The sequence below is a fragment of the Caballeronia sp. ATUFL_F1_KS39 genome (assembly GCF_023630985.1).
GTDB lineage: Bacteria > Pseudomonadota > Gammaproteobacteria > Burkholderiales > Burkholderiaceae > Caballeronia > Caballeronia zhejiangensis.
On the sequence record NZ_JALQDZ010000003.1, the window covers coordinates 89,888 to 112,944 of the forward strand.

A 23,057-nucleotide genomic window follows, 5' to 3' on the forward strand; every position below is an offset into this window, starting at 1 on the left:
CCAGTCGAACGCGCGCGTTCGATTGTTGCGCTATTTCTTTTGGCGAACTGATCATGTTCGCCTGCCACGCATATCGTTACAAAGAGGATGACGCCGAAATTCGACGGGCGTTTACCTATACTGCCAATGCTTCGACCAGATACAGCGATGAGCGCGTGACTCGCAGTCGTGATGCACGCCTTGGGACGTCGGTGGCACGGAGTCGTCCAGCGCATGAGCAAACAACGATATCGCGGGCGGGACCGGCCATTCTTTACTGAACGGCGTCCTCATTACGCCGCCGTGCTCCTTCTTTTCGCGATGTCGGCGCACGCCGTCACGACACTCGGGCCAAGCTCGGCCACGCAGACGGTTTCCACCGACACGTCCTACCTGATCAAGCCCGGCACCGCGATCACGACCTCATCGGGCAACGCCATCAACGTCGAAGGCATTGCGCCCGTAACCATGTCGAACGCGGGTTCGATCATCAGTTCTACGGACAACATCGCGGCGGCAGTTGTGTTCGACGTGCCCGGATCGCTCGTCAATCAGGTGTCCGGCGCGGCGCTGGGCCATACGCACGGCATCCTCTTCAACAACAACGGTGCAGCCAACAATATCGTCAATCGCGGCGATGTCAGCGCGCGTATCAGCCATGCAATTACCTACTTGGGCGCGGCGAGCGGGACCGTCGACAACTTCGGAACGCTCAACGCCAACTCGGCGGTGACGGCCAGCACGGACGGCATTCTCCTCGGATCGACGGGCAACGTGACCGTGGACAATCACGCCGGGGCGGTCATCCGCTCGGGTATGGGCGATCAGGATAACGGCAGCGGGATCCTCGTGAGTGCCGGAACGGCGGTGATCCACAATGACGGACTCATCGATGCCTATCACGAAGGCATTCTCGGCAGAAGCGGCCTTCCCATGGAGGTACGCAATGGCGCCACGGGCGTGATCCGCAGCACGATCGGGGCGGGCGTGCGGCTCCAAAGCGGGAGCACGCTCGATAACGCCGGCGTCATTGCCAGCGGGTCGGAAACGGCCATTCTGCTATTCGGCCCGAACAACGTCGTGACGCTCGGCGCGGGTTCGCGGCTGATAAGCGGCAATGGCAACGCCATCACCAGCCAGAGCACAGACAATTCGATCATCCTGACGGGCACCAACACGGAGTCGGGGAACTTCTTCGCAAGTCCCGAACATGGCTTCGTCCGGCTGAACCCGCGCGCGGGCAGCGACTGGACGCTCAACGGCACGGTGCTGATGGGCGGGACATCCTCAGCGGCGCTCGATGTCGAAGGCGCGCTGACGCTCGGCGGCGCGGTCATTCAGAACGGCGGCGGCACGACGGTAAGGTCTTCGGGCTCGCTCACGCTCGGCACGGGCGGCGCGGCCGGCATCGTGACGGGCAATGTCGTCAATGACGGCCTGCTTCGGTTCAATCGCAGCGACGCCTTTTCGTTCGACGGCGCGATAACGGGAACGGGCACGCTCGTGCAGGCGGGCAGCGGCACCGCCGCGCTGACAGCAGCGGGATCGTCGCAAGGCGCGGTAAACGTGCAAGCGGGCACGCTCGCGCTGAATCAGCCGGGCGCGTTCAATGCGGGCAGCTATGCGACGCAGCCGGGCGCGACGACCGCCATCGCCGCGGATTCGACGCTGAACGTCGCGACGAACTTCAGCCAGGCGCCGGGCGCAGCGCTGACGATCGCCATCGGACAGGCCCAGCCGATCATCACGGCGGCGAGCGCGAGTCTCGGCGGCGCGCTGAACGTGAGCGGCTTCGGCGCGAGCGCGCCGGATTCCGCGAGCGCGCTCACGAGCACGCGCTTTGACATCATCCATACGAGCGGCGGTATCGCAGGCGATTTCGCGAGCGTCGGGTTCGGCGGCACGGCGAGTCCCGTCGATTATCTGACGCTCGCCGGCGCGAAGACCAACAACGGGCTCGACTACGAAGTCGGCTTCGGCCTGCGCTGGCTCGCAGGCGCGGCACAGGGCGACGGCGCGTTCACGCTCGCAGGCGCGGCGGATACCTTCAATGCCGATGTCGCGCTCAACGACCAGACTGGCCGGTTCGCGAGCGGCTGGGACGGCCGGACGTTGACGAAGAAGGGCGCGGGCACGTTGATCCTGTCGGCGGCGAACGGCTATACCGGCGCGACACTGATCGATGCCGGCACGCTCGCCGCGGGCGCGCGCGACGTGATCGCGGGAAGTTCGCAGCTCGCGGTGGCGGCGGGCGCGATCTTCGATCTGCGCGGTTTCGATCAGCACGTCAGCGATCTCGCCGGCGCGGGCAATGTGACGCTCGCCGGCGGTGCGCTGAGCGTGAACAGCGCGGCCGATTCGACGTTCAGCGGCACGATCGGCGGCGCAGGCAGTTTGACGAAGAGCGGCGCGGCCACGCTGACGCTGAGCGGCGACAACACGTTCACCGGCACGACGACGATTGCTTCGGGCGCGCTGCGGCTCGGCGCGGGCGGGACGACGGGCAGCGTCGCCGGGAACGTCGTCGATGACGGCGCGCTCGTCTTCGACCGCGCCGACAACGTGATCTTCCGCAACACGATCAGCGGCACGGGCGATGTCGTTCAGCAAGGCAGCGGCGTCGTCACGTTGACCAACGCGCAAACCTACAGCGGCGCCACGCGCGTCGATGCCGGCGCGCTGGTGTTGACCGACGGCGCGCGGCTCGCGAATACGTCTCAGGTAAGCGTGGCTCCGAGCGCGACCTTCGGCGGCTATGGCTCGGTGGGCGGCGCGGTGCTCAACAACGGCGTGCTGGCCATAGCCGATGCCGCGCCGGGTTTCGCGGGCGGTCCGGCGGGACAATTCCTCATCGGCGGCGCGCTCACGAACAACGGCGAGATTCGCATGGCGAGCGCCGCGCCCGCGAGCACGCTGACCGTCGCGGGCGATTACACCGGCAACAACGGCCGGATGGCGCTCTCCACGGTGCTCGCGGGCGACGGATCGGCGACCGACAGACTTGTCGTACACGGCGGCACGGCGGGGCAGACGCGGGTCGCAATCGCAAATGCGGGCGGCGCGGGCGCGCAAACGGCGAACGGCATCGAGATCGTCCAGGTGGACGGGCAATCGAACGGCGTGTTCACGCTTGACGGCCGCGTGGTCGCGGGTCCGTACGAATACAGTCTGCGGCAAGGCGGCCTGGCGACGCCGGACGATGGCGACTGGTATCTGCGTTCGGCGCCGACGCCGCGCCCGGAGCCGGGCGCTTACCTCGGCAATCAGCGCTCGGCCGAAACGATGTTCACGATGACACTGCACGATCGCGCAGGCTTCGCCGATTCCTACGCCGCGCTACCGCCGGACGCCGATAACGCGACGGCCTGGGCGCGCACGAGAGGCGCGCATACCGACAGCGACGCGGCCAGCGGGCGTATCGGCGAATCGACGGACACCGCGCTCGTGCAGGCGGGCATCGACCTGCTGCATCGGGTGTCGGACGGGCATCGCTGGCAGGCGGGCGTGATGGCGGGCTACGGCTCGTCCACCACCGATGCGACCGCGCAGAACAGTTCCGCGACCGCGCGCGGCAACGTCAACGGGGCGAGCGCGGGCGTCTACGCGACGTGGCGCGGCAATGCCTGGTCAGCCGATGGCCCGTACGTCGACACCTGGCTGCAGTACGCCCACTTCGACAACACCGTGAAGGGCGCGGATCTGCCGGGCGAGAATTATTCGAGCAGCGTGTGGGCGGGATCGCTCGAAGGCGGCTGGGCCTTCGCGCTCGGGCAGACATCGACGGGACCGGTGCTCGTCGAGCCGCAGCTTCAGTTGATCTACACGAACTATCACGCCGGCGATCACGTCGAGCACAACGGAACGGTGATTCGCAGCGACGATGGCGGCGGATTCACGACGCGCGTCGGCGTGCGGATCTTTCACGCGCCAGGCTCGGCGGCGTCGCCCGGATGGCTGCCGTTCGCGGAAATCAACTGGTGGCACGACACGCAGCTTTCCTCGGTTTCGTTCAACGACGTGCGCGTGTCGCAGGACGGCCCGAGAAATCGCATGGAGTTCAAGCTCGGCGCGCAAGGCCAGATCGCGAAACAGTGGCGCGTGTGGGGCAATCTCGGCTATCAGCAAGGCGACGGCGGTTATCGGAGCTACGAAGGGCTGCTCGGCGCGCGCTACATCTGGTGACGCGCGCGCCGGTTGCGCGTCAACCCGTCACCGCGCCCTTGTTCGCCGGCCCCGCGAGCGCCGCGAATTTCGCCAGCACGCCGCGCGTGTACTTCGGCGCGGGCTGCTTCCACGCGGCGCGGCGGCGCGCGAGTTCGGCGTCATCCACGTTCAGTTGCAGAAGCAGCTTGTGCGCGTCGATGGTGATCGAATCGCCTTCCTGCACGAGCGCGATGGTGCCGCCCGCGAACGCTTCCGGCGCGACGTGGCCGACCACCATGCCCCAGGTGCCGCCCGAGAAACGCCCGTCGGTGATGAAGCCGACGGATTCGCCCAGCCCCTTGCCGATGATCGCCGATGTCGGCGCGAGCATCTCCGGCATGCCCGGACCGCCGACCGGCCCCAGATAGCGCAGCACGAGAATGTCGCCAGCTTTGATCTTGTCGCTGAGAATGGCGTCCATCGCGCTTTGCTCGTCGTCGAACACGCGCGCAGGACCCGTGATGACCGGATTCTTCAGGCCCGTGATCTTCGCGACCGCGCCGTCTTCCGCGAGATTCCCGCGCAGGATCGCGAGATGCCCTTCCTTGTAAAGCGCCTGTTGGATCGGGAAGATGACCTTTTGATCCGCGCGCGGCTTGCTCGGCACGTCCTTCAGTTCTTCGGCCATCGTGCGGCCGGTGATCGTGATGCAGTCGCCGTGCAAGAGACCCGCGTCGAGCAGGATCTTCAGCACTTGCGGAATGCCGCCGGCTTTGTGCAAGTCTGTCGCGACATATTGACCGGAAGGCTTCAGATCGCAGATGACCGGCACTTTCTTGCGCATGCGCTCGAAGTCGTCGATGCTCCATTCCACGTCCGCCGCGTGCGCGATGGCGAGATAGTGCAGCACGGCGTTCGTCGAGCCGCCCGTCGCCATGATGAGCGCCACCGCGTTCTCGATCGACTTCTTCGTGATGATGTCGCGCGGCTTCAGATCCCTCTTCACCGCTTCGACGAGTACGCGCGCCGATTCGGCCGCGGAATCGACCTTTTCCTGATCCGGATTCGCCATCGTCGACGAATACATCAGCGACATGCCGAGCGCCTCGAACGACGAGCTCATCGTGTTCGCCGTGTACATGCCGCCGCACGAGCCGGTCGACGGGCACGCGTTCTTCTCGACGCCCTTGAAATCCTCCTCCGACATGCGCCCCGCGGTGAACTCGCCGACCGCCTCGAAAGACGACACGATCGTCAGATCCTTGCCCTTCCAGTTGCCGGGGCGAATCGTGCCGCCATACACATAGATCGACGGCACGTTCATGCGCGCCATGCCGATCATGCCGCCCGGCATGTTCTTGTCGCAGCCGCCGATCACGACGACGCCGTCCATCCACTGGCCTTGCACCGCGGTCTCGACGCAGTCCGCGATTACCTCGCGCGACACGAGCGAGTACTTCATGCCTTCGGTGCCCATCGACATGCCGTCGGAGATCGTCGGCGTGCCGAAAATCTGCGGATTCGCATCGGATTTCCTGATCGATTCGACGGCGGCGTCCGCGAGGCGCTGCAAGCCCGCGTTGCACGGCGTGATCGTCGAGTGGCCATTGGCGACGCCGATCATCGGCTTGTCGAAGTCCTCCTCCTTGTAGCCGAGGGCGTAATACATCGAGCGATTGGGCGAGCGCGCGACGCCCTGAGTAATGTGCTTCGAGCGGCGATTGAAGGCCATGGTGTGCTCCTGAGGGGATGTTCTTGATTTGATGCAGCAAGAATGCAACCGCGCTATGTGTCTGTCCAATATATTATTCAGGGCTTACTAGGTCGCAAAACATATCAATGGAACTACGACTCCTGCGTTATTTCGTGACGGTCGCCGAAGAGATGCACTTCGGCCGTGCCGCCGCGCGCCTCGCGATGACGCAGCCGCCGCTCTCGCAGGCGATCCGCGCGCTGGAAGAATCGCTCGGCGTCGCGCTTTTCGTGCGCACGAAACGGACCGTGGAGCTGACGCCCGTCGGCAAGGATCTGTTGCCGGAAGTGCGCCGCCTGCTCGCATCCGCCGATGCGCTGCGTCCGCTCGCGCAATCGCTCGCGCGCGGCGAGGCGGGCGTGCTGTCGCTCGCGTTCGTCTCCACCGCCGATTACGGGCTTCTGCCGGCGCTGCTGCGCGATTTCGGTGCGCGTCATCCCGGCGTGCGTCTGCAACTGACCGAAGCGACGAGCGACGTGCAGATCGACGAACTCGTCGCCGGGCGCGTCGATGCGGGCCTCGTCATTCCGCCGCTGCCGCCGCGTTACGCGTCGTCGCTCGAGTATGTGCCGATCGCGCGCGAGCCGCTGATGATCGCGATGTCCGAGAAGCAGGCGCAAGAGCTGAACTCGGGCGAAGACGAACCCGTCGACCTGCACGATCTCGCCGCCGCGCCGCTCGTCGTCTTTCCGAGGCGTCTCGCGCCCGGCTTGCACGACATCATCATGGGCTGCTATGGCGCGGCCGGGCTCACGCCGCGTATCGGCCAGGAGGCGATCCAGATGCAGACCATCGTGAGCCTCGTGTCCGCCGGCATGGGCGTCGCGCTCGTGCCGCAATCGCTGCGTCATCTAAGGCGCACGGGCGTCGTGTATCGTCCGCTGCTCGATCCCGGTCCTTTCGTGGAAACGGGGCTGGTATGGCGGATCGCGGAAGTGAGTCCGGTGCTCGCCGGGTTCATCGAAATCGTGCGTTCGAGGGCCGAAAGCGCCGGTTCTGTATGATTCGCCCCTGTAGCCCGCTTAAAGATTCCCACATCAGAATGCTCATACATCCCAATTTCGATCCCATCGCGATTCATCTCGGACCGCTCGCCGTGCGCTGGTACGGCCTCATGTACCTGGTGGCGTTCGTGTCGGCCATCGTCATCGGCCGGTTGCGGCTGCGGCTGCCTTATGTCGCCGCGCAAGGCTGGACCGTGAAGGACATCGACGACATGCTGTTCTACGGCGTGCTCGGCACGATTCTGGGCGGGCGCATTGGCTACGTGCTGTTTTACAAGGCCAGTTATTACGCCGCGCATCCGCTCGATATCTTCAAGGTATGGGAAGGCGGAATGTCGTTTCACGGCGGCTTTCTCGGCGTGACGCTCGCGATGGTGCTGTTCGCGTATCACCGCAAGCGCACGTGGCTGCAGGTGACGGATTTCGTCGCGCCGATGGTGCCGCTCGGTCTCGCGGCGGGGCGACTCGGCAATTTCATCAACGGCGAGCTGTGGGGCCGCGTGACGGACCCGAACGCGCCGTGGGCGATGCTCTTCCAGAACTCGACGAACGACGACGCCGTGTGGCTCTCGAAGAATCCGCAGCTCGACGCGCAGTATCACCTCACGGAAATTTTTCAGCGTTACCACATGCTGCCGCGTCATCCGTCGCAGTTGTACGAAATCGCGCTGGAAGGGCTCGTGTTGTTTATCGTGATCTGGACGTTCTCGCGCAAGCAGCGTCCGGTCGGCGCGATTTCGGCGCTGTTCCTGATCGGTTATGGACTCGCGCGCTTCACCGTGGAATTCGCGCGTGAGCCGGACGATTATCTCGGCTTGCTCGCGCTCAATCTCTCGATGGGCCAATGGCTTTCGCTGCCGATGATCGTCGCCGGCGTGGTAATGATGGTGTGGGCCTACAAGCGCAATCTGCGCCTGCCGCCCGAATCCGCAAAGGCTTGAGGAAAGAGCGGGGCGGTCGAACGCCGCCCCGCGTGAACACCGTGAACGGCGTTTAGCGTCCCATTTGTACGGAGCCGGAAACGTCGACTGTCACCGTGGTCGTGCCGGCTTCCATCGCGATCGGGGCCATCTTCGCATCGGCGCTCATCGCGCGCGATTGCATCATCATGACGGGACGCGGCTGCGCGCCGCTCCGTCCGACATTCACTTCCCGAATCGTGAAATTGCTGTAGCCGAAGCCTTGCGCGGCGCTTTGCGCCTGCTTGCGGAACGAATCGATGGCTTGCGAGACGAGCTTTTGCTCGGCCGCGCGCTGCGCTTCGGGCGACAGCGAGAACGCGACGCTACCCACTTGCATCGACGAACTCATCTTGCCCGCGAGCTTCGATGCCGCCGCGAAGTCATGCGATTCGAGCACGACTTCCGTGCGCCCGCGCCACGCGGAAATCTTGCCGTCGCGATCCGTCGACGGATAGACGGTGAACGAGCCGCTCTTCGCGGTCACGCCGTCGACACCTTTGGCTTCGCGTAACGCGGCCTCGGCGCGCTGATTGAGCGTGCTGGTGAGCGACGACGGATCGGCCGCTTCCTGTTCGTAGAAGAGCGTGATGTTGACGACATCCTGCGGCACTTGCGCGCTCGCTTGTGCGGAGAGCGAGAGCACGCCCGAGGGCTGTGGCTGCGTCATCACCGTCTGCGCAGCGGCGGTTTGAGACAACGTAAGCGCGGCACCGGACATCGCGAGCAGGGCGAAGGCGGCGGCGGTTTTCTTATTGAGCATCGAAGGACTCCGTGACATCGCGTACGTGCGACGGGATTTAGTCGCAGTCGTGAAGTCGTAAGTTCCTTGTTAGACGAGGTGCTCGGTAATAAATCGCCATTGCGCTTCGGTCACGGGCGTGATCGAGAGCCGGTTGCCGCGCGCGAGCACTTGCATGTCGGCAAGCTCTGGATGTTCGCGCAACGCGGCGAGCGATATGAGCGGCGTCTTCTTCACGAACTTCACGTCGACGAGCATCCAGCGCGGCGTTTCCTGCGTCGATTTCGGATCGTAGTAATCGCTCTTCGGATCGAATTGCGTGGGATCCGGATATGCCGTCGAACACACTTTCGCGATGCCCGCGATGCCCGGCTCCGGGCAGCTCGAATGATAGAAGAGCACGCCGTCGCCGATCTGCATCTGATCGCGCATGAAGTTGCGCGCCTGATAGTTGCGTACGCCCGTCCACGGCAAGGTCTTTTTCGGCGCGTGCGCGAGATGATCGATGCTCGCTTCGTCCGGTTCGGACTTCATCAGCCAGTAGCGCATGGTCGTGTGCATGAATCGAAGAGCGAACGGCAGGGACAAACGAAAACGGCATCGGAAAAACCGATGCCGTTTCTTGAATGAGGTCCCCGCCACAGCCGCTAGGCCGGCATCCTGAACCTGGGTTCAAGATTGGTCGCGGTAAGCAACACTTCGGGTACATCGGACTAGCGACGCGCGCGCCCGTGCTGCAAGGTTCCGCAACCGTGCCAATGTAGCATTGGTTCAAGGAATATATGACCTTGGCGTACCAGGCAGGGAAACGTCACTCTACACCAATCGTTTGCCTTCTGCAGCCTCTTCAACCTACTTCGGCAGTTTCTTTTTTCGATTGACATTGCGCGCTGATTGACTCGACGCGCATCTGCCTTATTGCGCTTCGTGTTGCGCAATGACCGCGCCCAATTGCTCGTTCATCGAGTGCATCGTGCGGCGGATTTCTTCGGCGGGGAAGGCCTCGCCGTGACGCACGCTGTCCTGCAGCTTAAGCAATTCCGACGCCAGCGAAAGCGCCGCCATCACCGCGATGCGATCCGTGCCGCGCACGCTGCTTGCATTGCGCACTTTGTTCATTTCGGCGTCGACGCGCGCGACGGCTTCACGCAATGCGCCTTCGGTTTCCGGCGAGCACGCGAGACGATACGGCTGCCCGAGAATGGATACTTCGATCTGCGTGGTCGTCATGCCTTCTCTCCCTGATGATGCTCGCCGTGCAATTCCGTTTCATGTGCTTCCCGGGAATCGGCTTCGAGGAGATCGAGTTGATTGTCGGACTCGGCATGTTGCGCGGACTTGCCGCGCGGCAGCTTTTCGAGAATCGCGTTCAGGCGGATTTGCGCGTCGTCGATTTTCGCGGACAGCGAATCGCGTTCGGACTGCAGCGTATCGCGCTCTTCGCGCACTTGCGCGAGCTCGGCCTGCACGTTCGCATAGTCGGCGCGCAGCTGTTCGAGTTGTTCCTGCAGCGCTTGATGCGCCTGCTTATGGCGCTCGCTGATCTGGATCAGCCGGCCGATGTTTCCTGACAGTGATTCGAGTTCGTTGAGCATGTGCTGCGTCCTCTAAAGACCTCGCATTTTAGCGCGGTTCAACGGAGCTTCCGATAAATGTCTCGTTTCGAGACGTAACAACACGCGATCTAGCGCTTAATCCTTCGAATCAAACGCATGTCGCGATGCATTCGTGTGCAGAAAACGCGAGCGCCCCGCAACGCTCGTGATGACAGGCCGGCCGCTTCTCTTTCGCTTCTCGTTCGATTCGTCATGCGCCGCGCCAGTCTGGCCGCGCGGTTTTCTTGACGGCCCCGAACCGCGCTCCTACACTTGCCGCACTTTTGGTGCTCGCATCCGCGGATCTCGTGGATGCAGTCAAACGGGAAACAGGGAGCGAAGTCGCCGCAATCGACGACGAGCCAACCTGTGCTGCCCCCGCAACGGTAAGCGACCGCAACGCAAGTTGCAAGTCGTCTCATGCGCGTTTTTGCCGCGCGAGCGTGTCGAAATTCGTCGCACGCGCGCGACTGCAAGAAACGTGTCGATGCCACTGCGCGCCATGCGCGGGAAGGCGAGACGATTGATCGCCAGCCCGGATACCGGCCGGAGTCCGACGCATCGGCGCGCATGGCGCGGTGCGTTCGTCGCGCATCGTCCTCGCGGGGAGCGGGGTCGCGCTCACGCGAAACGGAACACTTCACACATGGTATTGCCACTGGCCGCGCTCAGAAGCGGTCTCTCCCGTCATGGCGCGCTCGTTGCGGCCATCGGCGCCTTGCCGTTCGCCGGCGCTGCACAGGCGGCCCAGACGGAAGACGGCACGCAAACGCTTGCGCCCGTCGTCGTCACATCGACGCGCGCGCCGCAGCCGCTTGCCGAATCGATTCCGCAGACATCGCTTTTTGACGAGCAGGACATCGCCGATGCAAACGCAAGCGACGCGCTCGGACTCGTCGCGCTCGCGCCCGGCGTGCAGATCACGCGCAACGGCGGACCGGGCTCGAACTCGGGGCTTTTCATACGCGGTGCGGCGTCGTCGCAATCGCTCGTGCTGATCGACGGCGTGCGCGTCGAATCGGCGTCGCTCGGCGCGGCACAGCTATCGCAATTGATGCTCGACCAGATCGGGCGCGTCGAGGTCGTGAACGGCAACGTGTCGGCGCTCTATGGATCGAATGCGATTGGCGGCGTCGTGCAGATCTTCACGAAGGAAGGCGAGGCGCATCCGCCGCGCTTCAACTTCGAGGCCGAGTACGGCAGCTATCACACGCAGCGGCAATCGGCGGGCGTGAGCGGCGCGCTCGACAAGGACGGCCGCACGACCTTCAGCGTGAACGTCTCGCGCGAGAAAACCGACGGCTTCTCGTCGATCGATCCGGGAATCGCGCCCGGCGCCAATCCGAACGCGAACGGCTATCTGAACGAGAGCGTCGCGGCGACGCTGCGTCACAAGTTCAGCGACAAGTGGGACGCGGGCGTGCGCTTCCTGCAATCGAACGGCATCAACAGTTTCGACGATGCCTATGGCCAGCCGACCGATATCAACGAAACGCACGATCGCGTGCGCTCGGCGTCGGTGTTCGCGAACGGCCGCGTCACGGATAACTGGACGGCGCACTTCACGATCGCGCAGGGACAGGACCGCGCGAACATCGAGCAGAACGGCGTCTATACGAGCCGTTTCGATTCGGAGAACCGGCAATATACGTGGCAGAACGACGTGCGGATCAGCGACGCGCACAAGCTGCTCTTCGGCTACGAGCATCTCGATCAGACGCTCGATTCCGATCAGTTCAGCGCGCCCGACCGTCATGTGAATTCGATGTTCGCGGGTTACGTGGGGCACATCGGCGCGAACGAGTTGCAGGCGAATCTGCGCCGCGATCAGTATTCCGATTTCGGCGGCGCGAACAGCTACTATCTGGGCTACGCGTATAACTTCGACGCGCACTGGAAGGCGAGCGCGAGCTATTCGGCCTCGTTTCGCGCGCCGAGCTTCGACGATCTCTACTATCCGCTGAGCGGCAATCCGTCGATTCAGCCGGAGCGCAGTCATTCGGTCGAGGCGGCGTTGCAGTACGCATCGAATGCGCTCGGCGTGGTGCGCGTGACGCTTTTTGAGACGCGCTATTCGAATTTGATCGATTACGTGTCCGACGGCGGCTTCTACTATGTCGCGCAGAACGTCGGGCGCGCGAAGGTGCAGGGCATCGAGGGATCGTGGGCGGGGCACGTCGGCGCAACGGATGTGCGCGCGGGCGTCACGTTCCAGAATCCCGTCGACGAAACGAATCACGAGGATTTGACGCGGCGCGCGCGGCATTTCGCGACGCTGACGGCGCATCGCACGATCGGGCCGTGGCGCGTCGGTGGCGAATGGATCGTGAGCGGTCAACGCAGCGATTACGATTCGACGCTCGCGGGCTACGGCATCGTGAATCTGTCGGCGCGCTACGACATCTCGAAGTCGTGGTACGTCACGGCGCGCATCGACAACCTGTTCGACAAGGACTATGAACTTGCCTACTCGTACAACACGCCACGACGCGGCGCGTACATCACGTTGGGCTGGCATCCGTCGTGAGCCGCGTGGCTGAACGTCCGCGCGCGATGGACGCGAGCCGCGCCACCGCGATCTGGATCGCGCTCGGCGCAGCGACGCTCGTCGTGCTGGTCGCGTCGCTCGCGATGGGCAGCGTCGCGTTGCCCGTATCGCGCGCGATCGGCGCGCTCTTTCACGCGCACTCGGCGACGCCCGATATCGCCGATGACATCGTGCTGACCTTGCGTCTGCCGCGCGCGCTCGCGGGCTTCGCGTCGGGCGCATTGCTCGCGTTCGCCGGCGCGCTGCTGCAAGTGCTGTTGCGCAATCCGCTGGCGGAACCGTACGTGCTCGGCGTATCCGGCGGCGCGGCGACCTTCGCGCTTGCCGCGATGCTCGGGTCGCTGCCGTGGTGGGGCGTCGATATCGCGGCTTGCGCGGGCGCGTTCGCATCGATCGTTCTGGTCCTCGGACTCGCGCGCAAGGACTTGTGGCAAAGCGGACAGGACGCATCGCCGAGGCTCTTGCTGACGGGTGTCGTGATCGCATCGGGATGGGGCGCGCTCATCACGCTGATCCTGAGCGTCGCGCCCGAGAACCGTTTGCGCGGCATGATCTTCTGGCTGACGGGCGATCTCAACGGCGCGGCGGCGCCATGGCCCGCGCTGATCGCGCTCGCCGTCGTGCTCGCGGTCATCGTTCCCGTCGCACCGCAACTGAACGTGCTCTTGCGCGGCGATACGACCGCGCGCGCGCTCGGCGTGCCGGTCGAGCGCTTGCGTCTGCGCGTGTATCTCGTCGCATCGATCGCGGCGGCGGCCGCCGTGACGACGGCGGGCACCATCGGCTTCGTCGGGCTCGTCGTGCCGCATCTGTTGCGCCTCGCGTTCGGCAACGATCAGCGCATGCTCGTGCCCGCCGCCGCGCTCGCGGGCGGACTCGCGGTGATGGCCGCCGATCTCGTCGCGCGCACGGTGATCGCGCCCGCGCAATTGCCGGTCGGCGTCGTCACGGCATTGATCGGCGTCCCGATGTTCCTGTGGATGCTGCTGCGGAGGCCGCGATGATTTTGCGGCTCGACGCCATCGTGCTTCGCGCGGGTAAGCGCACGCTCATCGACGGGCTCACGCAGTCGATCGAAGCGGGCGAAATGTGGTGCATCGCCGGGCCGAACGGCGCGGGCAAGACGACGCTCATCAACGTGCTCGCCGGGATTGCGAAAGCCGCATCGGGCAGCGTGTCGCTCGACGGCCGCGCGCTCGCGTCATGGCGCGCGACGGAACTCGCGCGCGCACGCGCTTTGATGCCGCAAGCCGCGCACGACGCCTTCAGCGCGAGCGTGCTCGATACCGTGCTGCTCAACCGCTTTCCGCATCTCACCGGCTGGGGCTGGGAGAGCGACGAGGATCGCGCCGCCGCGCACGCCGCGCTCGAAACGTTGGGTCTCGCATCGTTCGCGTCGCGCGACGTGCTGACGCTTTCCGGCGGCGAACGCCAGCGTGTCGCGCTCGCCGCCGTGCTGTGCCAGAACGCGTCGCTGCTGTTGCTCGACGAACCGCTTTCGCATCTCGACCTGCATCATCAGATCGATTGCCTGCACGCGTTGCGCGACGCGGCGCGCGCGCACAAGCGCACCGTAATCTTCTCGTGCCACGATCTGAATCTCGCGCGCCGTTTCGCGACACACGCGCTTCTGCTCGACGGCAACGGCGGCGCTCATGCGGGACTCGTCGCCGACGTGCTCACGGCCGAACGCGCGAGCGCCGCATTCGGCTATCCGCTCGCGTTGATTCGCGATGGCGAGCACGAAGCGCTCGTGCCTTCCATCCCTCGCTCATGAAAGGAATTCCGATGTCCACGAATAACGGCATCCCGATGCCCCGCGCGCTCGACCGCGCCATCGAAGGCGAACTGCGCCGCATCATCGACACGAAGACGAAGCCGCCCGGCAGTCTCGGGCGGCTCGAAGACATCGCGCTGCAAATGGGCCTGATTCAACGCACGGCGAAGCCGCGCATCGAGCGTCCCGCGATGATCGTCTTCGCGGGCGATCACGGCATCGCGAAAGAGGGCGTGAGCTCGTATCCGCAGGAAGTGACCGCGCAGATGGTCGCGAATTTTCTGGCGGGCGGCGCCGCGATCAACGCGCTGTCGCGCTCGGTCGGCATGACGCTCGAAGTCGTCGATGCGGGCGTCGCGACGCCGATTCCCATCGATCATGGATACGAGCGTCTGTCGCTCGGGCTCGGCACGCGCAACTTCGCGCACGAACGCGCGATGTCGCGCGAGACCGCGCTCGAAGGCATCGCGCGGGGCGCGGCGCGCGTGCGGCATCACGCGTCGCTCGGCACGAACGTGATCGGCTTCGGCGAAATGGGCATCGCGAATACGTCGGCGGCGGCATGTTTGATGAGCCGTCTGTGCGTTCTTTCGATCGACGAGTGCGTCGGGCGCGGCACCGGTCTCGACGAGCGAGGACTCGCGCACAAGCGCGAGGTGCTGTCTAAAGCGCTCGCGCTGCATCGCGATGAAGGCGATGCGATCGACACGCTCGCGACCTTCGGCGGCTTCGAAATCGCGATGATGACGGGCGCGTATCTCGCCGCCGCGTGCGCGGGCATGACGATACTCGTCGATGGTTTCATCGCGACTTCCGCGTTGCTGGTTGCATCGAAGATCGCGCCTGACGTGCTCGACTATTGCGTGTTCGCGCATGCATCGAACGAGACGGGGCATCGCCGGATGCTCGCGCATTTCGGTGCCGCGCCGCTGCTGCAACTCGAGTTGCGTCTGGGCGAAGGCACGGGCGCGGCGCTCGCGTTGCCGATCCTGCGCGCGGCCGTCGCGTTCGTCGACGAAATGGCGAGCTTCGAGTCGGCGGGCGTCTCGAATAAAGCCGACTGAGATGCGCCCACTCGACGAACTGCGCTATTTCTTCACCGCGCTCGGCTATTTCACGCGCGTGCCGGTGCCGCGCTGGGTCGGCTTCGAGCGCGACTATCTGAACGCGGCGGCGCGCTATTTTCCGCTCGTCGGCGCGATGGTCGGCGGCGTCGCGGCGCTGGTGTATCTCGCGGCGTTGCGCGTGTTTCCGGCGGGCATCGCGGTGCTGCTTTCGATGGCCGCGACGCTCGTCTTGACCGGCGCGTTTCACGAAGACGGACTCGCCGATTGCGTCGATGCCTTCGGCGGCGCATACACGCGCGAGGACGCGTTACGCATCATGCACGACTCGCGCATCGGCGCGTTCGGCGCGATTACGTTGATGATCGCGCTCGCGCTGAAATGGCAGACGCTCGCCGCATTGCCGCCGCAACGCGTCGCGTGGACGATGATCGCCGCGCACGCCGCGAGCCGCGCGTTCGCAATCAGCTATCTCGTCACGCTCGATTACGTGCGCGCCGAAGGCAAGGCGAAGCCGGTCGCGCAGCGCATGAGCGTGTCGTCGTTCGCGCTGGCGCTCGCGTTCGGCCTGCCGTGGCTCTTCGTGACCGACTGGAAGCTCGCGTGCGTGACGATCGTCGCGCTGATCGTTCTGCGCTTGTTCATCGGACGGTACTTCGTGCGGCGCATTGGCGGTTACACGGGCGATTGCCTCGGTTTCGCGCAGCAAGCGTTCGAGATCGCGATCTATCTCATAGGGCTCGCATGGATCTCGTCCTGATCCGGCATCCGGAAGTCGCCGTCGATGCGGGCGTTTGCTACGGGCAAACCGATGTGCCTTTGCAGCGCGATGCGCGCGAATCGGCGAGCGCGTTGACGGCGCGCATGAAGGCGCTGAACGTGCCCCCATGCGTCGATGGATGGCACGCGAGTCCGCTCGTGCGTTGCGCTTCGATCGCGCGTGCGCTGGGCGGCGACGTTCATCCCGACGCACGTCTGGCCGAAATGCACTTCGGCGCGTGGGAAGGGCGCGCGTGGGACGCGATCGATCGCGCGCTGATCGATGCATGGGCCGACGATATCGCCCATGCGCGTCCGCACGGCGGCGAGAGTCTCGCGCAGTTCGCGCATCGCGTGATCGCGTGGTTCGATGCGACGTGTGTCGATGAACGGGCCGTGCATGTCGTCGCGCATGCGGGCGTCGTGCGCGTGCTTGCTGCGCATCTGCTCGGCGTCGCGCGTGAATCGGCGTTGCAATGGCCGCTCGATTTCGGCGGGATCGCGTGGTTCAGGCGCGTGCGCGGGCAGTGGCTGCTTGTGCGGTGGAACGCCTGACTACTTCGTCCTCCGCTCGCGCGCGATTTCCAAATCGCGGCACAGCTCATCCGCGCCCAGCGCAAGCCGCGGCGTCGGCCGATTGATCAGATCGCCGTCGATGCCGAAGAGATTGCCGCGCGCCACCGCCGTCATCGATGTCCAGCGCCGCCATCTTTCGAGCGCGGGCAACGGGCGATCGGGCTTCGTCGCGCCGGGTGTCGCCATGACGATCGCTTCCGGATTCGCCGCGAGCACGGCTTCGGTCGATATCGTCGGCACGCGCGGTTTCTCAGCTGCGAACACGTTCGCGCCGCCGCACAAGCCGATCACTTCGTCGAAAACGTTGTCGCGATTGAGCGTCATCAACGGATCGTCCCACACCTGATAGAACACGCTCACGCGCGGCCGTTCCGCGTAACGCGCACGCAATCGCGCAATCTCGCGCATGAAGGCATCGGACGCGGCGCGTGCCTCATTCTGCGTGCCGAGCAGCGCGCCGAGCTTGCCGATGCTCGCCGCGATATCGTCGAGATGCTTCGGCTCGCTGAAATAGATCGGCACGCCGAGCGCCTGCAGCCGATCCGTCTGACGCGCCGCATTTCCATGCCGCCACACGACGATCAGATCCGGATGCAACGCGACGATGCGTTCGAGATCGAGCGCCTTGTTGTCGCCGACGCGGGCAATCGCCTGCGCCTCTTTCGGATAATCGCTATACGTCACCGCGCCGACGACGCGCGCGCCGCCGCCCGCCGCGAACAGCAACTCGGTGACATGCGGCGCGAGACTGACGACACGTTCGGCGGGCTTCGCGAGCGTGACGGACGCGCCGCTGTCATCGACGACGGTGATCGCATGCGCTTGCGTCACCGCGAAGCCGATCAGCAGGGCAATCGCACGGCGCAACCTCACGCGCAAATCTCCCGCAGCGCGAGCGACAGGCGCGCCCAGTCGCCTTCCGCGCCTGGCAATCCGATGCGCAGGCTCGGCGTCATGCCGGGCGGATCGAAAAGACGCGTCCAGATGCCGCGCAACGCGAGCGCGTGTTGCAGTTCGGGCGCTTTCGGCGTCGCTGTCCACGCGAAAAGCGGCGTCGCGCGCACGTCGAAACCGTAGATCGCGATCGATGCGGCAAGGCGCGCGCCATCGCGATGCAGACGCTCGCGCATTTCGCGCTGCCACGCGATATCGGCGAAAGCGGCGGCGACCGCATGTCGCGCCGGGCCGCTCACGGTCCATGCGCCGAGCGCGTCGCGCAACGCGTCGGCGAGCGCGGGCGCGGCCAGCACGAAACCCGCGCGAATGCCCGCGAGCCCGAAAAACTTGCCGACCGAGCGCAGCACGACGAGCCCGTCGTGCGCCGTCTCGCTCGCCAGCGACGATGCGGGATCGGTATCGGCGAACGCTTCATCGACGATCAGCGTGCCGCCGCGCGAGGCAAGCTGTTCGTGCCAGGAAAGCAGCGTGTCGCGCGCGACGCGCTCGGCCGTCGGATTGTTCGGATTGGCGACAATGACGTGATCGAACGTAGCGGGCAAATCGTGCTTCGTGATGTCGAGCGTGGCGATCGCGTGGCCCGCGCGTGCGAACGCGGGCGCGTATTCGCCGTACGTGAGCGGCGCGACGGCCGCCGTGCCGCGACGCAAAAGCGCGGGCAACGCGCGTATCGCCGCCTGCGATCCCGCCACCGGCAACGCGAGCGGCGCGCCGTAGTAGCGCGCGGCGTCTTCGGCAAGGCCGTCGTCGTCTTCGGGCAGGCGCCGCCACGCATCGGGCGCGACGGGCGGCACCGGATAGCCGTGCGGATTGATGCCGGTCGACAGATCGAGCCAGTCATCGAGAGATATCGCGTAGCGGCGCGCGGCCTCGCGCAGATTGCCGCCGTGCCGGATGGATTGCGTCATGTCAGTCAGCCACTCGTCGTTACGCTCAGAACCGCGATCATCAATAGCACCGCGAGCCACATCAATGTCGCGCGCTCGACGAGCCGCAACGCCGCGACGACATGCTTCGCCGTCGCCGGATGGCCCGCGCCGAGCGTCGGACGCGTTTCGAGCACGCCGTGGTACACCGCCGCGCCGCCGATCAGCACGTTGAGACTGCCGGCCCCCGAGGCCATCACCGGCCCCGCGTTCGGGCTATCCCACGAGCGCGCCTGCGTGCGCCAGCAGTGCCACGCCATGTGCGTGTCGCCGGCGAGCGCGTAGGTCGCGGCCGTGAGGCGCGCGGGGATGAAGTTGAGCACATCGTCGAAGCGCGCGGCCGCCCAGCCGAAACGCAGAAAGCGCGGCGTGCGATAACCCCACATCGCGTCGAGCGTGTTGGCGAGGCGGAACATCAGCGCGCCGGGGCCGCCCGCGACCGCGAACCAGAAGAGCGCGCCGAAGATCGCATCGTTGCCGTTTTCCAGCGCCGATTCGACCGCAGCGCGCGAGAGCGCGTTTTCATCGGCTTGGGATGTATCGCGCGACACGATGCGCGACGTCAGCACGCGCGCGTGATCGATATCGCCGAAACTCAACGCGCGAGCGATCGGCGCGATGTGCTGGCGCAGGCTTTTCGCGCCGAGGGCGAACCAGAGCAGCAGAACATGCACGAGACACGCATACGTGAACGGCAGCGCGCCGACCAGAAACCACGCGATGCCGACCGGCGGCGCGACCAGCGCGAACCACGCGAGGATGCCCGCCGGCCGCGCGCGAAAGCCGGTGTTCACGCGCGCTTCGAGCTTCGTCGCGAGATTGCCGAAGCCGACGAGCGGATGCCGCGCGCGCGGCTCGCCGAAGATGCGATCGACGATCACGCCGAGCACGGCGAGAAGCGCCATTGCGTAGGCGGAAAGAAGGAGCATCGCGCTAACCCTTGAGCGCGAGCGGAAGGCCCGCGACCATCAGCGTCGCGCGTGTGCTCGCGGCCGCGACGCGCTGATTCAGCCGGCCGAGTTCATCGACATAAAGACGCGTGACGGAGCCGAGCGGCACGACGCCCAGCCCGATTTCGTTGCTCACGACGATCACTTTGCCTTTCGTCTGCCCGAGCGCCGCGTCGAATTGCGCGAAGGCATCGCGGGCGCTGTCGGGCAGAACGGCGACTTCGTCGCTCATCGCTTCTTTCGAAAAAAGCAGATTCGCGAGCCACAGCGTCAGGCAGTCGATCAGCACGCAATGTCCCGCGCGATCCGCTTCGCGCAACGCGCCCGCGAGATCGAGCGGCGCTTCGACGAGCGTCCAGTGTGCGGGCCGGCGCCCGCGATGCAGCTTCACGCGTTCGGCGAACTCCGCGTCGCCGACGCGCGCAGTCGCGATATACGTCACGGGCAGGCCGCTTTCGGCGGCGAGCCGTTCGGCGTGCGCGCTCTTGCCGGAGCGTGCGCCGCCGAGGATGAAAGTGAGGTCGGGGGTCATCGCGATATTGTACTGACGGGCTAAGATAGCGCGTCGCTCTTCATGGGAATCCTCCGATGCCATTCACGCCACGCGGCACGCTGATGATCCAGGGCACGACGTCCGATGCCGGCAAGAGCACGCTCGTCGCCGGATTGTGCCGCCTCGCCCGGCGCGGCGGGGTGCGCGTCGCGCCGTTCAAGCCGCAGAACATGGCGCTCAATAGCGCAGTGACCGTCGATGGCGGCGAGATCGGCCGCGCGCAGGCGCTTCAGGCGATCGCGGCGGGCGTCGATGCGCGCATCGACTTCAATCCGGTCCTGCTCAAGCCGACGAGCGATCGCGGCGCGCAGGTCATCATCCACGGTCACGCGCACGCGAACCTCGACGCGCGCGCGTATCACGCGTACAAGCGCATCGCGTACGACGCCGTGCTCGCGTCGTACGAGCGCTTGCAGAAGGACTTCGACGCGGTGATCGTCGAAGGCGCGGGCAGTCCCGCCGAAATCAATCTGCGCGACGGCGATATCGCCAACATGGGCTTCGCGGAGCGCGTCGATTGCCCGGTCGTGCTCGTCGCCGATATCGATCGCGGCGGCGTGTTCGCGCATCTCGTCGGCACGCTCGCGTGTTTGTCGGAGAGCGAAAGGGCGCGCGTTCGCGGCTTCGTCATCAACCGGTTTCGCGGGGATATCGGCTTGTTGAAGCCGGGGCTCGACTGGCTGGAAGCGCAGACGGGCAAGCCGGTGTTCGGCGTGCTGCCGTATCTGCACGGCCTGACGCTCGACGCCGAGGACATGCTGCCGAGCCAGCCGCACACGCGGGGCGATGCACCCGCGCTGAAGGTGATCGTGCCGGCGCTGCCGCGCATCAGCAATCACACGGATTTCGATGCGCTGCGGGCGCATCGTCAGATCGACTTCAGCTATGTGCGCGCGGGCGTTGCGCCGCCGCCCGCCGATCTGATCGTGCTGCCCGGTTCGAAGAGCGTGCAGCGCGATCTCGCATGGCTGCGCGAAAACGGCTGGGATCGCGCGATCGAACGGCATCTGCGATACGGCGGCAAGGTGCTCGGCATATGCGGCGGCATGCAGATGCTCGGACGCGAGATCGACGATTCCGATGGCGTCGAAGGCGCGGCGGGGTGCGTGGGCGGGCTCGGGCTGCTCGATCTCTCGACCGTGCTAACGCCGCAGAAGCAACTGGAGAATGTCACCGGACGGTTGACCATCGGCGATGCCAAAGCGCCCGTGCGCGGCTATGAAATCCACATGGGCCGCACGCGCGGACCGGCGCTCGCGCGGCCGCTGGTCGCGCTGGACGGCGGGCGTGTCGACGGCGCGGTATCGGATGACGGCCAGATCGCCGCGACGTATCTGCACGGCGTTTTCGATACGCCCGAAGCCTGCGCCGCGCTGCTCGCATGGGCGGGCGTAAAAGACGCGGAGCCGCTCGATTATCCGGCGCTGCGCGAGGCGTCGCTGGATCGCCTCGCCGATTCGTTCGCGCAGTCGCTGGATCTGGACGCGCTACAAGCTGCCTTCGGTCAATAAAGAATCATCTGCGTGCAACGGAACATGGCGATCAGCTTGCCGTCGCCGTTCGTGACCGTCGCGTCCCACACCTGCGTACTGCGCCCGAGGTGCACGGCCGTCGCCTTCGCGACGATCCTGCCTTCGCGCGCCGTCGAAACGTGGTTGCTCTTCAGTTCGAGCGTCGTGAAGTTCTGCGCCTTCTCCGGCAGATGCGCGATGCACGCGTAGCCGCAACACGTATCCGCGAGGCCGACGACCGTCGCCGCATGCAGAAAGCCATTCGGCGCGAGCAATTCCGGGCGGATCGTGAGTTCGCCGCTCAACTGGCCCTGATCGAGCGAGATCAGTTGCACGCCGAGCAGCTCGGGCAGGCGGCCTTTCTGGCGATTGCGAAGGAAATCGAGCGTGACATCGGGGCGAAGGGGCGTCATGAGCGTTCGGTCGGTTGAAATGGAGGAAGGCGTACGGCCGTTCGGGAGAGATGCCGGCCGCGCGAGTTTTGCCGATAATATCAACGCTCGAAATCATGCACCTGTTCTAGTCAAGACGAAATCGTGCGCGGCGCGGAAACACTGCGCGAGCGCGCCCAACAAAATCCAGGACACTTCATGACCGTGATCGTGGTGGCAAATCCTAAAGGCGGCGTCGGCAAAAGCACGCTCGCAACCAATCTGGCCGGCTATTTCGCGGCGCAAGGCGAATGGGTCGCGCTCGCGGATCTCGACAAGCAGCGCTCGTCGCACGCGTGGCTTTCGCTGCGCGTCGATATGCTGCCGAAGATCGAGGAATGGGCCGTCGACGTCGATTCTCCCGCGAAGCCGCCCAAAGGTCTGGAGAAAGCCGTCGTCGATACGCCCGCCGGCGTGCACGGCAACCGCCTGTCGCTCGCGCTGGATCTCGCCGATAAAGTGATCGTGCCGCTCCAGCCGTCGATGTTCGACATCCTCGCGACGCAGGACTTTCTCACGCGGCTATCGAAGGAGAAGGCGGTGAGGAAGGGCGCGATTCAGGTCGGCGTGGTCGGCATGCGCGTCGATGCACGCACGCGCTCGGCCGAACAGTTGCATCGTTTCGTCGAAGGACTCGATTTGCCGGTGCTCGGCTTCTTGCGCGATACGCAGAACTACGTGCAGCTCGCCGCGCACGGCCTCACGATCTGGGACGTGGCCAAAAGCCGCGTCGAAAAGGATCTGGAGCAGTGGGAGCCGATCATCGACTGGGTGTCGAAGAAATGAAAAAAGCCGGCGTCCGTTGAGGAACGCCGGCTTCGTCGGACGAA

The 23,057-nt window shown here is 65.4% G+C and carries 21 protein-coding genes, 1 other RNA gene and 1 riboswitch; of the genes, 11 read left to right on the forward strand and 11 right to left on the reverse strand.

Going from position 1 to position 23,057, the window contains the following annotated elements; translation table 11 throughout:
* The first annotated feature begins 213 nt into the window (after positions 1-213).
* Positions 214-4,161, forward strand: coding sequence for an autotransporter outer membrane beta-barrel domain-containing protein (locus NCR93_RS03345; protein ID WP_239295372.1), 3,948 nt, complete (start codon positions 214-216; stop codon positions 4,159-4,161).
* 19 nt (positions 4,162-4,180) lie between these two features.
* Here NCR93_RS03345 and ilvD read toward each other — a convergent pair whose 3' ends face one another.
* The gene (gene ilvD / locus NCR93_RS03350) at positions 4,181-5,854 is read right to left on the reverse strand and encodes a dihydroxy-acid dehydratase (RefSeq protein WP_175982798.1); all 1,674 of its coding nucleotides are present in this window, start codon (positions 5,852-5,854) and stop codon (positions 4,181-4,183) included.
* Between the two features lie 107 nt (positions 5,855-5,961).
* On the opposite strand from ilvD, the gene NCR93_RS03355 reads away from it, so the two are divergent.
* Entirely contained in the window at positions 5,962-6,879 is a 918-nt protein-coding gene (locus NCR93_RS03355; protein WP_175982797.1) for a LysR family transcriptional regulator, read from the forward strand.
* 38 nt (positions 6,880-6,917) lie between these two features.
* Positions 6,918-7,820, forward strand: coding sequence for a prolipoprotein diacylglyceryl transferase (gene lgt, locus NCR93_RS03360; RefSeq protein ID WP_008351107.1), 903 nt, complete (start codon positions 6,918-6,920; stop codon positions 7,818-7,820).
* Positions 7,821-7,872: 52 nt separating this feature from the next.
* On the opposite strand, the gene NCR93_RS03365 is transcribed toward lgt, so the two are convergent.
* The 5 genes from NCR93_RS03365 to NCR93_RS03385 form a co-directional block, all read right to left on the reverse strand.
* A complete protein-coding gene (locus NCR93_RS03365) occupies positions 7,873-8,601 on the reverse strand; it encodes an SIMPL domain-containing protein (protein WP_034472932.1) in 729 nt (242 codons plus the stop codon).
* A 69-nt stretch (positions 8,602-8,670) separates the two neighbouring features.
* Entirely contained in the window at positions 8,671-9,129 is a 459-nt protein-coding gene (locus tag NCR93_RS03370; RefSeq protein WP_008351103.1) for an EVE domain-containing protein, read from the reverse strand.
* Between the two features lie 79 nt (positions 9,130-9,208).
* Positions 9,209-9,390: non-coding RNA, 6S RNA (ssrS, locus tag NCR93_RS03375), on the reverse strand.
* Between the two features lie 105 nt (positions 9,391-9,495).
* Entirely contained in the window at positions 9,496-9,810 is a 315-nt protein-coding gene (locus NCR93_RS03380; RefSeq protein ID WP_008351102.1) for a cell division protein ZapA, read from the reverse strand.
* Positions 9,807-10,175, reverse strand: coding sequence for an ATPase (locus tag NCR93_RS03385; RefSeq protein WP_008351100.1), 369 nt, complete (start codon positions 10,173-10,175; stop codon positions 9,807-9,809). The genes NCR93_RS03380 and NCR93_RS03385 overlap by 4 nt, the downstream gene beginning before the upstream one ends.
* Positions 10,176-10,442: 267 nt before the next feature.
* Positions 10,443-10,740: riboswitch (cobalamin riboswitch) on the forward strand.
* A gap of 81 nt (positions 10,741-10,821) precedes the next feature.
* Here NCR93_RS03385 and NCR93_RS03390 point away from each other — a divergent pair.
* Genes NCR93_RS03390 through NCR93_RS03415 form a run of 6 tightly spaced genes read left to right on the forward strand, consistent with a single transcriptional unit; the run spans position 10,822 to position 16,878 of the window.
* Positions 10,822-12,702, forward strand: coding sequence for a TonB-dependent receptor domain-containing protein (locus NCR93_RS03390; protein ID WP_175982796.1), 1,881 nt, complete (start codon positions 10,822-10,824; stop codon positions 12,700-12,702).
* Positions 12,699-13,727 carry a FecCD family ABC transporter permease gene (locus NCR93_RS03395; protein ID WP_008351096.1) on the forward strand — a complete coding sequence of 343 codons (1,029 nt, stop codon included), beginning with the start codon at positions 12,699-12,701 and terminating at the stop codon, positions 13,725-13,727. Before NCR93_RS03390 ends, NCR93_RS03395 begins: the two co-directional genes overlap by 4 nt.
* Positions 13,724-14,500, forward strand: a complete 777-nt coding sequence (locus NCR93_RS03400) for an ABC transporter ATP-binding protein (protein ID WP_175982795.1) — start codon at positions 13,724-13,726, stop codon at positions 14,498-14,500. The genes NCR93_RS03395 and NCR93_RS03400 overlap by 4 nt, the downstream gene beginning before the upstream one ends.
* An 11-nt stretch (positions 14,501-14,511) precedes the next feature.
* The gene (cobT, locus tag NCR93_RS03405; RefSeq protein ID WP_175982794.1) at positions 14,512-15,564 is read left to right on the forward strand and encodes a nicotinate-nucleotide--dimethylbenzimidazole phosphoribosyltransferase; all 1,053 of its coding nucleotides are present in this window, start codon (positions 14,512-14,514) and stop codon (positions 15,562-15,564) included.
* A gap of 1 nt (position 15,565) precedes the next feature.
* Positions 15,566-16,324 (forward strand): adenosylcobinamide-GDP ribazoletransferase, encoded by a 759-nt coding sequence (locus tag NCR93_RS03410; RefSeq protein ID WP_175982793.1) that lies wholly within the window; start codon positions 15,566-15,568, stop codon positions 16,322-16,324.
* Positions 16,309-16,878, forward strand: coding sequence for a histidine phosphatase family protein (locus tag NCR93_RS03415; protein WP_008351088.1), 570 nt, complete (start codon positions 16,309-16,311; stop codon positions 16,876-16,878). The genes NCR93_RS03410 and NCR93_RS03415 overlap by 16 nt, the downstream gene beginning before the upstream one ends.
* Here the strand turns inward: NCR93_RS03415 and NCR93_RS03420 are convergent, their stop codons facing one another.
* The 4 genes from NCR93_RS03420 to cobU are packed head-to-tail and all read right to left on the reverse strand — an operon-like array spanning position 16,879 to position 20,264.
* Positions 16,879-17,772 (reverse strand): cobalamin-binding protein, encoded by an 894-nt coding sequence (locus NCR93_RS03420; RefSeq protein ID WP_175982792.1) that lies wholly within the window; start codon positions 17,770-17,772, stop codon positions 16,879-16,881. It abuts the gene before it with no gap.
* Positions 17,769-18,764, reverse strand: coding sequence for a threonine-phosphate decarboxylase CobD (cobD, locus tag NCR93_RS03425; RefSeq protein ID WP_175982791.1), 996 nt, complete (start codon positions 18,762-18,764; stop codon positions 17,769-17,771). The genes NCR93_RS03420 and cobD overlap by 4 nt, the downstream gene beginning before the upstream one ends.
* 5 nt (positions 18,765-18,769) lie before the next feature.
* The gene (gene cbiB / locus NCR93_RS03430) at positions 18,770-19,711 is read right to left on the reverse strand and encodes an adenosylcobinamide-phosphate synthase CbiB (RefSeq protein ID WP_175982790.1); all 942 of its coding nucleotides are present in this window, start codon (positions 19,709-19,711) and stop codon (positions 18,770-18,772) included.
* Between the two features lie 4 nt (positions 19,712-19,715).
* Positions 19,716-20,264 carry a bifunctional adenosylcobinamide kinase/adenosylcobinamide-phosphate guanylyltransferase gene (cobU, locus tag NCR93_RS03435; RefSeq protein WP_034472917.1) on the reverse strand — a complete coding sequence of 183 codons (549 nt, stop codon included), beginning with the start codon at positions 20,262-20,264 and terminating at the stop codon, positions 19,716-19,718.
* Between the two features lie 56 nt (positions 20,265-20,320).
* On the opposite strand from cobU, the gene NCR93_RS03440 reads away from it, so the two are divergent.
* Positions 20,321-21,796 carry a cobyric acid synthase gene (locus NCR93_RS03440; RefSeq protein WP_175982789.1) on the forward strand — a complete coding sequence of 492 codons (1,476 nt, stop codon included), beginning with the start codon at positions 20,321-20,323 and terminating at the stop codon, positions 21,794-21,796.
* On the opposite strand, the gene NCR93_RS03445 is transcribed toward NCR93_RS03440, so the two are convergent.
* Positions 21,790-22,209 carry a PaaI family thioesterase gene (locus tag NCR93_RS03445; RefSeq protein ID WP_034472911.1) on the reverse strand — a complete coding sequence of 140 codons (420 nt, stop codon included), beginning with the start codon at positions 22,207-22,209 and terminating at the stop codon, positions 21,790-21,792. The two genes, NCR93_RS03440 and NCR93_RS03445, sit on opposite strands and share 7 nt — an antisense overlap.
* Positions 22,210-22,386: 177 nt before the next feature.
* On the opposite strand from NCR93_RS03445, the gene NCR93_RS03450 reads away from it, so the two are divergent.
* On the forward strand, positions 22,387-23,013 hold the full coding sequence (locus NCR93_RS03450) for a ParA family protein (RefSeq protein ID WP_008351074.1): 627 nt from the start codon (positions 22,387-22,389) through the stop codon (positions 23,011-23,013).
* Positions 23,014-23,057: the final 44 nt, after the last annotated feature.